The sequence below is a fragment of the Streptomyces sp. NPDC059895 genome (assembly GCF_042731035.1).
Lineage (GTDB): Bacteria > Actinomycetota > Actinomycetes > Streptomycetales > Streptomycetaceae > Streptomyces.
The window spans coordinates 1-10,871 of sequence record NZ_JBHWKO010000094.1 but is presented as its reverse complement, the minus strand read 5'-3'; the positions used below and the strand labels follow the sequence as shown (position 1 = coordinate 10,871).

Genomic DNA, 10,871 nt, shown 5'->3' with positions numbered 1-10,871 from the left:
GACCACCAGGGCGGGGAGGCGACTTCCGGGTCTCCCCGCCCCCACCCAAGGGAAAACCGATGGACCTTCAGCTCAAGGGACGGGTCTACCTCGTCACCGGTGCCTCCTCCGGGATCGGCCTCGCCACCGCCCGCTTCCTCACGGCGGAGGGCGCACAGGTGGTGGGCGTAGCCCGTGACACCACGCCCCTGCGCGACGCCGAGCCCGATGTCGTCGCCCACCGGGGCGACCTCACCCACCCGCACACCGCGACCGACGCGGTGCGGCGGACCATCGACCTCTTCGGCCGCCTCGACGGCCTGGTCAACAACGCCGGAGCCCTGCGGTCGCGCACGGGCTTCCTGGCGGTCACCGACGCCGACTGGCACGAGACCTTCGAGCTGAACGTCCATGCGGCGGTCCGCGTCACCCGGACCGCGCTCCCGCACCTGATCGAGAGCGGAAGCGGCAGCCTGGTCCATGTGGCGAGCGAGGCGGCCCGCTACCCGGACCCCTCCATCGTCGACTACGCGGCGTCCAAGGCGACCCTGCTGTCGCTCTCGAAGTCCCTCGCCGCCGAGTACGGCCGGCACGGCGTGCGGTCCAACGTCGTCTCGCCGGGCCCCACCCGCACCGCCCTGTTCGACGCCCCGGGCGGCTTCGCCGAGCAACTGGCGCAGCGCCTGCGGATGGCGCCCGACGAGGCGGTCGACCACTTCGTCCGCGAGGAGCGGCGGCTGCCGAGCGGGCGCATCGGAACGCCGGAGGAGGTCGCCACCGTCATCGCCTACCTGCTGTCGCCGCTCGCCTCCCAGGTCACGGGAGCGGAATGGGCCGTCGACGGCGGCGCCCTGCGGCAGATCTGACCATGGCCGCCACCCCGACGGCCGCGTCCCCGACGCGTGCGCAGGTCTTCGAGGCGGAGGCCCTGCCGTACCGCTCCGACCTCCTCGCCGCGGCCAGGCGCCTGGTCCGCTCGCACGCCGACGCCGAGGACCTCCTCCAGGAGACCTGGCTGAAGGCGTTCCGCTCCTTCCACCAGTACCGGCTCGGCACCAACGTCCGTGCCTGGCTGCACCGGATCCTGATCACCACGTTCATCAACGACCACCGCCGCGGTCAGGTCCGGCCGCGGACCACGGCGCTCTTCGACGAGGACCAGCACGGCCGGCCGGCGCGGTGTCCGGCGTCCTGCCGGCTGGCGTCGGCGGAGGAGCAGTACCTGGCGAGGCTCGCGCATCCCGACATCGGACGCGCGCTGCGGACCCTCCCCCAGGAGTACGCGGCGGTGCTGCGCCTGGCGGACATCGAGGGTCTCTCCTACCAGGAGATCGCGGAGATCCTCGGGGTCGCCACCGGCACGGTGGGTTCGCGGGCGCACCGCGGACGCCGCCGTATGCGGGAGCTGATCCCCCATCTGGCCCCCCGGGGCACGAACGTCCCACCACCCACGCAGGCGAAGGAGCCCATGACATGAACGGAATCGACAGGCGCACCCTCCTCGGCCGTGGTGCGGCCGTGGCCGGAGGGGCGGCCGTGGCCACCGGCCTCCTGCCCGCGGACGCCCGTGCGGCCGGACGGGGCGGCGCCGGGATCGGCAGCACGGTAACGCGCGGGGACTCCCGCTATCCGACCCTCAGGACGGGGAACAACCAGCGGTTCGTCGCCACTCCGGACTACGTGAAGATGATCCGCTCCTCGACCGACGCCGAGCGGGCACTGGCGAAGGCGGTGAGAGACGGGAAGAGAATATCCGTGCGCAGCGGCGGTCACTGCTTCGCCGACTTCACCTCCAACCCGGAGGTCGAGGTGATCCTCGACTTCTCGGAGATGACCGGCGTCGGCTACGACCCGGCGATGCGCGCCTTCTTCGTCGAGCCCGGAGCGCGGCTGCTCAACGTCTACGAGGCTCTGTTCAAGGGGTGGGGCGTCACGGTGCCGGGCGGCATCTGCTACAGCGTCGGTGCCGGAGGACACATCGCCGGCGGCGGGTACGGCCTGCTCTCCCGCGCCCACGGCCTCGTCGTCGACCATCTGTACGCCGTGGAGGTGGTGGTCGTCGACGCGGCCGGCCGGACCCGCACGGTCACCGCGACCCGGGAGGCCGACGACCCCGACCGGGACCTGTGGTGGGCGCACACCGGAGGCGGCGGCGGCAACTTCGGGCTGGTCACCAGGTACTGGTTCCGCTCGCCCGACGCCCGGGGCTCCGAGCCGTCGGACCAGCTGGTGAAGGCGCCGGCGACGGTACTGGTCAGCGCCGTCGACATCCCCTGGGAGGGCCTCGACGAGAAGTCGTTCAAGCGGCTGGTGACGAACTTCGGTGCCTGGCACGAGGCGCACAGCGCCCCGGACAGCCCTTACCGGCACCTCAGCAGCCTGTTCAACGTGTCCGCCAAGGCGCACGGCAGCCTGGGGATGTTCACCCAGATCGACGCCGCCGTCCCCGGCGCGCGCGACCTGCTCGACTCCTACCTGGCGGCGATCACCGGTGGCACCGGGGTCACGGTGCGGTCACTGGACCGCGGCAACGGGGAACTGCCGGCCATGCCGGGACTGGACCGCCCCAGGGAGCTTCCCTGGCTTCAGGCGACCAGGCTGGTCGGCACCGACAACCCGACGATCACCAACCCCACCTCGCGCGGCGCGCACAAGTCCGCGTACATGCGCAGGAACTTCACCGACGCACAGCTCACCGCGCTGTACGCGTACATGACGCGGCCCGACTTCACCAATCCCGACACCATGCTGGTGCTGTTCTCGTTCGGCGGCCAGGTCAACGCCGTGCCGGAGGACGCCACCGCCAACGCCCAGCGGTCCGCCGTCTTCAAGATGTGTTTCCAGACCTTCTGGAGCGACCCGGACGAGGACGAGTTCTACCTGGGGTGGCTCCGGGACCTCTACGGGGAATTCTTCGCGTCCAGCAACGGGGTTCCGGAAATCAATGACACGACGGACGGCTGCTACATCAACTATCCGGACCGTGACATGACCGATCCGCGCTACAACCGTTCCGGAACCCCGTGGACCACGCTCTACTACAAGGGGAACTATCCTCGGTTGCAGCAGGTGAAGCGCCGTTACGACCCCGCCGACGTGTTCCGGCACTCCATGTCCGTGACGCCCGCCCGGAGTTGATCCCCTCCCCCTGGCACATGTGAAAGGCCCGCACGACCGGCCGGCCCTGCTCTGCGGAGCGGGGCCGGTTTTTTGTGCGCACTCACGTGCAACTGGGAAATCGCGCACAATTGACCCCTCGTCACCGCAATGGAATTCTCTTTCCCGTCAGCACATCGCCCCCCAGAAAAGGAATGTGACGGCGATGAAGAATCGGACGGGGAGAGAGAAAATGCGAACTGTCTGCGTGGTCATAGGGACGAGACCGGAGGCCATCAAGATGGCCCCCGTGATCACGGCGCTGCGGGCGCACCCGGACCTCGATCCCGTGGTCGTCTCCACCGGGCAGCACCGGCAGATGCTGGACGAGACCCTCGACGCCTTCGGTCTGGCGGCCGACATCGACCTGCGGGTGATGGCTCCGCGGCAGACGCTGTCCCAGGTGACCGCCCGGATCCTGAACGGCCTGGAGGACCGGCTCCCCGGCCTCGGCGCCGACGCCCTGCTCGTGCACGGCGACACGGCCACCACCCTGGCCGGCGCCCTCGCCGGCTTCCACCACGGTGTGCCGGTCGTCCACGTCGAGGCCGGACTGCGCAGCGGCGAACTGGGCTCGCCCTTCCCCGAGGAGGGCAACCGGCGCCTGGTCGGCCAGGTCTCCGCGCTCCACCTGGCGCCGACCCCGGCCAACCGCGCCAACCTGCTGTGCGAGGGCATCTCCGACGAGACGATCGTCGTCACGGGCAACACCGTCATCGACGCCCTGCGCTGGGCCGGCGACCACGCCACCGAGTACGGTCACCCCGCCCTGCGGGACCTCGACGACGACCCCCGGCGCGTGGTGCTCGCGTCCGCCCACCGCCGCGACGCCTGGCCGCAACTGCCCGACATCGCCGCCGCGTTCCGCCGGATCGCCGACGAGCCCGGCACCCGGGTGGTGATTCCGCTCCACCGCAATCCCGCGGTGCGCCAGGAGATCCTGCCCGTCGTCGCGGGGCACCCCGACATCACCGTCACCGACCCGCTGCCCTACCTGAGCTTCACGAAGCTGCTCAAGCGGGCCGACCTGATCGTCTCCGACAGCAGCGGCGCCCAGGAGGAGGGGCCCGCGCTCGGCAAGCCCACCCTGGTGCTCAGCGACGTGACCGAGCGGAGCGAGGCCGTCGTGGCCGGCACCGCCAGGCTGGTCGGCAAGACGACCGAGGGCATCGTCGCCGCCACCCTCGAACTGCTCCGCGACCCGGTCGCCTACGACCGCATGGCCAGTGCCGCCAACCCGTACGGAGACGGCAGGGCCGCCCAGCGCACCGTCGACAGCGTCGCCTCCTTCCTCGGGTTCGGCGACAGGCCGGAGCCGTTCGTCCCCGAGACCCCGGTCGACCAGTTCGCCGCCGAGCTGGCCCGCAGCGCCGACCTCCCGCGGCACGCGCCCCAGCCGGCCTCCTGACCTCCTGAGCAGCGAGGACCCCGATGAACCAGAACATCGTCCACCCCCTGGACCTGGGCACCGCGCAGATCCCGGCCCTGCTGGTCGAGAACGTCGACCACTACCGGGTGCACGGGCCCGCCGTGGTCATCAACCCCCACCCGGAACCGGTCCGCCTCGACGTCGCCCCGCCGGTGACGATCCCGGCCCTGTCGTCCACGATCCTCACCGGCACGACGATCGTGAGCGCCCCGTCCGTCATCGTCGTCGCCGCCACGGACGCACCGGCCGCCGACGTGATCCGCGCACCCGGCTGGCACCTCCTGGCCGACCTGCTGCCGCCGCCGGACCCGGCCGGCCCCGCGGGCTTCCCGCGGGACACCCCGCTGTGGAAGGGCCCGCAGACGGGGGCGGGTTCGGCCCGGCTGGACGCACCCCACCTGCTCGGGGAACGCCCCGACCGGCGGCAGGAGGAGACCTTCGACATCAAGGTGAACCTCTGGTACGCGCCGGCCGGCACGGACTGCGCCATCCACAACGAGCACGACTTCATCGAGGTCCACACCCAGATCACGGGAGTGGGCCGGATGCAGAAGTTCCACGCCCGCGACCACAGCACCCTCTACCAGGACATCGCGATGGCACCCGGCTACACCACCCCGCAGCCCTTCTGCGAGACCGCCCCGGACGGCGGCTACCGCTACCCGTGGCACCAGTACCGCGCCGACACCGACTGCGTCTGGCTCGCCGTCGAGTACCACCGCCCCACCCGCTGACCTTCCCGAAAGGAACCCGCCATGAGCGAGAACCACCGCACCACCCCGATCGCGCCGGCCTTCACCGCCGAGGTCGTCGCCGAGCAACTGCGCGACGGCTACTGGCTGGAGGCCCCGGACATCGACCAGGACGGCCGGCCGGACCTGTTCGGCTACGGTCTGCGCCTCGGCGAGATCTACTGGTACCAGAACGACGAGCGGTGGACCCGCCGCCTGGTGGCCGACGGCATCAGGATGCCCGTGGGCGCCGACTTCGCCGACATCAGCGGCAACGGCCACCCGGACGTCGTCGTCTGCTACGAGCTGTACGGCCCGATCGGCACCATCCACGACCCCGACCCGGCCGGCGGAAAGATCGACTGGCTGGAGAACCCGGGCAGTCCGGACAAGGACGAGTCCCGCTGGAAGCGGCACTACGTCGGCCGCGCCACGGGCATGCACCGGCTGCGCGTCGGACACTTCACCCGCACCGACCGGCTGCAGATCGTCGGCGTCCCGATCGTCGCGGAGGCGGACGTCCACGCGGTGCTGCCCGTGGTGGTCTTCACCCAGCCCGACGACGTGCACACCGCCGACGAGTGGCCGATGGAGACCATCGACGACAGCCACTTCCGCATGATCCACGGAGCCGAGAAGAAGGCCGGGCTGATACCGGGCTCGGACCTCGACTCGCTGCTCTTCGCCTCCGACGAGGGCGTCACCTGGCTGTACTTCGACGAGGCGACCGAGCAGTGGGTGCGCCGGCTCATCGGCACCGGCGAGGCCACCCAGTTCGAGCAGACCGGGTTCCGCGGCAGCGGGGACGTCAACGCCGGCCGCATCGGCGACGACCCGATGGCGTACGTCGCGGCCATCGAGCCCTTCCACGGCAACACCGTCGCCGTCTACACCAGGACGGGCACCGACGAGCAGGGCGGACCGGTCTGGGGACGCACCCTGCTGGACGTCTACGGCGACCCCAACGAGAGCGGCGAGGGGCCCGGACACCAGATCGTCTGCGCGGACTTCGACGGGGACGGCGAGGAGGAGTTCCTCGTGGCGCTGCGCGGACCGTGGCCGTGGCAGGGCGTCATGTACTACAAGGCCATCGACCTGGCCGCCGGCGTCTGGGCCAAGTGGCGGGTCGGCGAGGAGTCCGTCGCCCGGATCGCCACCGGCGACTTCAACGGCGACGGCCGCCTGGACTTCGCGACCATCGCCTACTCCGTGCAGAACTACTACGTGGCCAAGGACGCCAAGATCATGCTCTACCGGAACCGGATGCCGCGCGGCGACGCCGAGTAGAGCGCCCTCTCCCCGACCCGCAGACGCCGCCCCGGCCCGCCGTCACACGGCCGGGCCGGGCGGCGCCGCCCTCAGCAGAAAGCCGCCGTCATGTCCTTCGCCGTCGTGCCGCCGGGAAGCTCCCGGCACCGGTCCGGGCCGTCGAAACTGCCGTCGCTCACCGGGCTCAGGTTCTTCGCCGCGCTCCTGGTGTTCTTCTTCCACTCCTCGCTCTCCGACAGCCCCATCCCGCCGAACGATCCGATCAACCCCTTCGCGAACGACACCCTGGCCCACCTGTACGAGAAGGCCTTCGTCTCCACCGGCTACATGGGTGTGTCGTTCTTCTTCGTCCTCTCCGGTTTCGTCCTCGCCTGGTCCGCCCGGCCCGGTGAACGCATCACCTCCTTCTGGCGCCGCCGCATCACCAAGATCTTCCCCAATCACCTCGTCGTCGCCGCCGCGGTCGTGGTGCTGTTCGCCGGAGCCGCCATCACCGGCGTCTCCCAGTGGCTGCCGAACCTGCTGCTGATCCACACGTTCTTCCCGCAGGCGTCGGTCAACCTCAGCCTCAATCCGCCCAGTTGGTCCCTCGGCAGCGAGCTGCTCTTCTACCTGCTGTTCCCGCTGCTGATCATCCCGATCCGCAAACTCCGCGGCGGCGCGCTGTGGGCCTGGGCGGCGGTCATGGTCGCCGGGACCGTCGCCGTCCAGCTCGTGTCGACCCACCTCGTGCCCGACACCCCCAAGTCGGCGATCACCCCGATCTCCGACCAGCAGTTCTGGTTCGGCTACCTCTTCCCGCCCGGCCGGCTCTTCGAGTTCGTGCTCGGCGCGATCCTCGCCCGGATCGTGCTGGCCGGCCGCTGGCCCCGGCGGCTCGGCGTCGCCGTCTCGCTGTTCCTGGTCGCCGTCGGCTACGGCGCCACCTACCTGGTGCCCTTCCAGTACACCTTCGTCACGGCCACGATCGTGCCCATCGGCATGCTGATCGCGGCGGTCGCCGACACCGACGCCCGCTCCCGCAGCACCTGGCTGAGCAGCCGCCCCATGGTCTGGCTCGGCGAGGTCTCCTTCGGCTTCTACCTCGTCCAGGGCGTCACCATCTTCTACCTGCGGACCCTGCTGGGCGGCGACACCTTCAGCACCCCGGTGGCCCTGCTCGTCGTCGTGCTGTTCTTCGCGGTCTCCCTGCTCGCCGGATGGCTCCTGTTCCGCTTCGTGGAGATGCCCGCCATGCGCCGCTTCGCCCGCAGCCGGCGATCCGCCCCCGCCACCCCGCCGGTGGCCGTCCCGGCCCAGCGCGCCACGCCCGCCACGGCGGCCACGTCCGCCACATCCGCCGCCACGGCCGCCACATCCGCCGCGTCCGCCCCGGCGGTCCCGGCCACCCCGGCGGCCCCATCCGCCGCGTCCGCCCCGGCCACCCCGGCCGCCGAGAAGGAACTCACCTGAGAGGAGGGACACCGTGCCCGCCGTCACCACCGCCGAGGGAACCGAGGTCGGCCACCGCGTCACCGGCTCGGGACCCGGACCGCCGCTCGTCCACGGCTCCACCGGCGACGCCGCCTCCGGCATCGCCGGATCCCGCTGCGCCGAACTCGACAGCGGGCACAACGTCCTGCTGGAGAGGCCGCGCCGACTGGCCGAGCTGATCACGGACTTCCCGGACTGACACCGCCGTACGCGCGAAGGGGCCCCGTCCTCGGGAGGACGGGGCCCCTTCGCGTACGCCCGGCGGTCTCAGCCGGCCGCCGCGACCACGGATCCGGCGGACCGGGTGCCGGACAGCCCGAACCCCTCGGCCAGCAACCGGTAGGAACGGCCCCGGTCGGCCGGGTCCTGCGTCAGCGTGTTCACCATCAGCTCCCGCACCCCGTTGGCCTCGGCCAGCGCGCGCAGCCGCGGTACGACCTCCTCCACCGTGCCGTGGATCAACGACCGCCCGTGGTGCGACGCCCGCTCCGACTCCAGCCCCGTCCACCGGTGCCGCCGCACGGTCTGCGCCGAGGGAAGCGGGCGGTCGTCGCCCAGGTCCTTGCGCGCGCGCCACAGCAGCATGGCCCGCGCCAGCTCGTCGGCCCGGGCCCGCGTGTCCGCCACGACGGCGCGCACGGCCAGCAGCCCGCCGTGCCCCTCCTCGGCCGTCGCCGCCGCACGCGCGGCCCGGTACGCCTCCAGCGCGCGCGCACTCGGCCCGGGCACCAGGAAGTGCGCGAAGGCGTATCCCACGCCCAGCTCGCCGGCGGCCGCGGCCGAGCCGACGCTCGCGCCCAGCAGCCACAGCTCCGGCGGCACCGGCGGCACCGCCGTCAGGGCGTCCGGGGGTACGTACGCGCTGCCCGGCAGCCGCAACAGGGACCGCAGCTCCGCCAGCCGCTCCGGGAAGTCCGCCACCGGGCCGCCGGCCCGGCCGATCCCCATGTCGACCCGGCCCGGGTGCAGCGCGGACAGCGCACCGAACACCTCGGCGACCTTCAGCGCCGGGTAGCGCGGCAGCAGAACGCCTCCGGTGCCGACCCGGATCCGGTCGGTCGCCGAGAGGACGGCGCCGGCCAGCACCTCCGGGGCGCTGCCGGCGAAGCCCGCCGAACGATGGTGTTCGGCCACCCAGAACCGGGCGAAGCCCAGCCGGTCGGCATGGCGGGCGAGGTCGAGCGAGGCCCGCAGGGCGTCGGCGCCCGTGTGTCCCTCACCGACGGGTGACTGGTCCAGAACGGAGACGCGCATCGCGCTCATGCCTCCTTCCGGCCGGCGACGACCGACGGCACGATGCGGAAGTCCCGCTGGAACACCAGGTTGTGCAGGTCCGCGGAGGCGATCGCCCGCAGCGTGGGCACCTCGGCGGCGGCCTGCTCGTCGGTGAAGACGTTCAGGGGCCACTCGGCCACCGTGGCGCCGCGCAGATGCGGATGGTGGAAGCCCCGCCCGTAGTGCGCCATCAGCGTGATGGGCTGGATTCCCGCCTCCCGCTGTTCGGGCCAGGACAGCGTCCACAGCGCCGCCAGCCCCCCGTCCGGTGTCCGTCCGGCTCCGGTGGCCTCGAGGGTTCCGGTCCCCCGCAGCATCTCGTGGTCGAACTCCCGCAGAACCCGCCGGGCGTACGGGTCCAGCAGCGCCACCGCCTCGTGGAACAGCCGCTCCTTGCCCTGCCGCGACACGGCGTCCCCGTGGGTTCCGTCGCGCAGGTCCCCGAAGTGGCGGCCCAGCGCCTCCAGGTGCGGGGTCGTCTCCGCGACCGCCGGGGAAACGTCACTCGTCGTCACATGTCCTCCTGATGTCCTGATGCGAGGTGTTGTCGGTCGCCGCGCCGAAGCGGGCCGCGACCATCCGGCCCAGCCACTGGCGCATCGGGTGCGCCCGGTCGGTGCCCCACTGCTGGGGCGGCATGACCAGTGCCGCGTGGGGTGTGTGGTGGAAGAGCCTCAGGGACGCCGGGACTCCGGCCCGCCGCAGCGTGTCCGCGTAGCCGCGGACGTCGTCCAGGACCGGGTCCTCGTCGCCGACGGCCAGCACCGCCGGGGCCACTCCGGTCACGTCCGGTGCCTCCAGCGGAGTGGAGTAGAGGATGTTCGTGCCGGTGCGCGGGTGTACCGGTGCGGCGCCCCGGTACCGGTGCCACGCCGTGCGCAGTTGTTCGGCGGAGGGGTACGCGCTCACGTCGGCCCGGTAGGACGGGGCACGGCACCCGGGGTCGACCGGCGGGTAGGCGAGGAACTGGCCGGCCAGCGGCTCGCCGGCGTCCCGCAGGACCAGGGCCGCCGACGCCGCCAGTGTCCCGCCGGAGCTGTCGCCGCCCACGGCCACCAGCGGTGCGCCGCACTCCCGGACCGCCTCGCGGCGGGCCCAGCGCACCGCCGCCAGCACGTCCAGCAGTCCGGCCGGATGCCGGTGCGCGGGCGCGAGGCGGTAGTCGACACTGACCACGTTGCAGCCCGAGAACCGGGCGAGGTCCGAGGTGACCTCGTGCCACTGGGCGGCCGAACCGTACTGCCAGCTGCCGCCGTGTGCCCAGACCAGCCAGCGGCCGGACGACGGAGCGGGCCGGTACACCCGCACCGGCACCTGGTGGCCGGGGGACGGCAGCAGCGCCTCCTTCCACCGGACGGGTCCTTGCGCGGGGGTGAGCCGGGCGGCCGGGCCATGCTTCACGACGATCTCCTTTCCGGGGCGGCCCGCCGCGGCCGGGGTCCGGCGGCGGACGGGAGCCCTTCGGCACTGTGTCGGCCCGCGCCGCCCGCGCCAACCGACAGATGGCTAGGTCGCACCGCGCTGCGCGCCGGGGCGGGCGGCCGCGCGGGCGGTGCGGG

11 protein-coding genes are annotated in these 10,871 nt (G+C 72.4%); 8 read left to right on the top strand and 3 right to left on the bottom strand.

Translation table 11 applies throughout. The features are described 5' to 3' along the window. Positions 1 to 59 precede the first annotated feature (59 nt). The 8 genes from ACFV9M_RS41120 (at position 60) to ACFV9M_RS41085 (ending at position 8,236) form a co-directional block, all read left to right on the top strand. Complete coding sequence (locus ACFV9M_RS41120; RefSeq protein WP_385079171.1) at positions 60 to 845, top strand: SDR family NAD(P)-dependent oxidoreductase; 786 nt, start codon at positions 60 to 62, stop codon at positions 843 to 845. Positions 846 to 847: 2 nt separating this feature from the next. Further along, the gene (locus ACFV9M_RS41115; RefSeq protein ID WP_385079174.1) at positions 848 to 1,456 is read left to right on the top strand and encodes a sigma-70 family RNA polymerase sigma factor; all 609 of its coding nucleotides are present in this window, start codon (positions 848 to 850) and stop codon (positions 1,454 to 1,456) included. Continuing rightward, positions 1,453 to 3,117: an FAD-binding protein gene (locus tag ACFV9M_RS41110; RefSeq protein WP_385079176.1), complete on the top strand. Its 1,665-nt coding sequence runs from the start codon at positions 1,453 to 1,455 to the stop codon at positions 3,115 to 3,117. Before ACFV9M_RS41115 ends, ACFV9M_RS41110 begins: the two co-directional genes overlap by 4 nt. 211 nt (positions 3,118 to 3,328) lie before the next feature. Continuing rightward, complete coding sequence (wecB, locus tag ACFV9M_RS41105; protein ID WP_385079179.1) at positions 3,329 to 4,543, top strand: non-hydrolyzing UDP-N-acetylglucosamine 2-epimerase; 1,215 nt, start codon at positions 3,329 to 3,331, stop codon at positions 4,541 to 4,543. A 23-nt stretch (positions 4,544 to 4,566) separates the two neighbouring features. After that, a complete protein-coding gene (locus ACFV9M_RS41100; protein ID WP_385079182.1) occupies positions 4,567 to 5,298 on the top strand; it encodes a hypothetical protein in 732 nt (243 codons plus the stop codon). A gap of 21 nt (positions 5,299 to 5,319) precedes the next feature. After that, positions 5,320 to 6,582, top strand: coding sequence for an FG-GAP repeat domain-containing protein (locus ACFV9M_RS41095; RefSeq protein WP_385079185.1), 1,263 nt, complete (start codon positions 5,320 to 5,322; stop codon positions 6,580 to 6,582). 90 nt (positions 6,583 to 6,672) lie between these two features. Further along, the gene (locus tag ACFV9M_RS41090) at positions 6,673 to 8,016 is read left to right on the top strand and encodes an acyltransferase family protein (protein ID WP_385079187.1); all 1,344 of its coding nucleotides are present in this window, start codon (positions 6,673 to 6,675) and stop codon (positions 8,014 to 8,016) included. A 13-nt stretch (positions 8,017 to 8,029) separates the two neighbouring features. Beyond that, on the top strand, positions 8,030 to 8,236 hold the full coding sequence (locus ACFV9M_RS41085) for a hypothetical protein (protein WP_385079190.1): 207 nt from the start codon (positions 8,030 to 8,032) through the stop codon (positions 8,234 to 8,236). A gap of 68 nt (positions 8,237 to 8,304) precedes the next feature. Here ACFV9M_RS41085 and ACFV9M_RS41080 read toward each other — a convergent pair whose 3' ends face one another. Genes ACFV9M_RS41080 through ACFV9M_RS41070 form a run of 3 tightly spaced genes read right to left on the bottom strand, consistent with a single transcriptional unit; the run spans position 8,305 to position 10,713 of the window. Next, positions 8,305 to 9,300, bottom strand: coding sequence for an MsnO8 family LLM class oxidoreductase (locus tag ACFV9M_RS41080; RefSeq protein WP_385079193.1), 996 nt, complete (start codon positions 9,298 to 9,300; stop codon positions 8,305 to 8,307). After that, positions 9,297 to 9,827 carry a hypothetical protein gene (locus tag ACFV9M_RS41075; protein ID WP_385079195.1) on the bottom strand — a complete coding sequence of 177 codons (531 nt, stop codon included), beginning with the start codon at positions 9,825 to 9,827 and terminating at the stop codon, positions 9,297 to 9,299. The genes ACFV9M_RS41080 and ACFV9M_RS41075 overlap by 4 nt, the downstream gene beginning before the upstream one ends. Next, a complete protein-coding gene (locus ACFV9M_RS41070; protein WP_385079197.1) occupies positions 9,814 to 10,713 on the bottom strand; it encodes an alpha/beta hydrolase in 900 nt (299 codons plus the stop codon). Before ACFV9M_RS41070 ends, ACFV9M_RS41075 begins: the two co-directional genes overlap by 14 nt. Positions 10,714 to 10,871 lie beyond the last annotated feature (158 nt).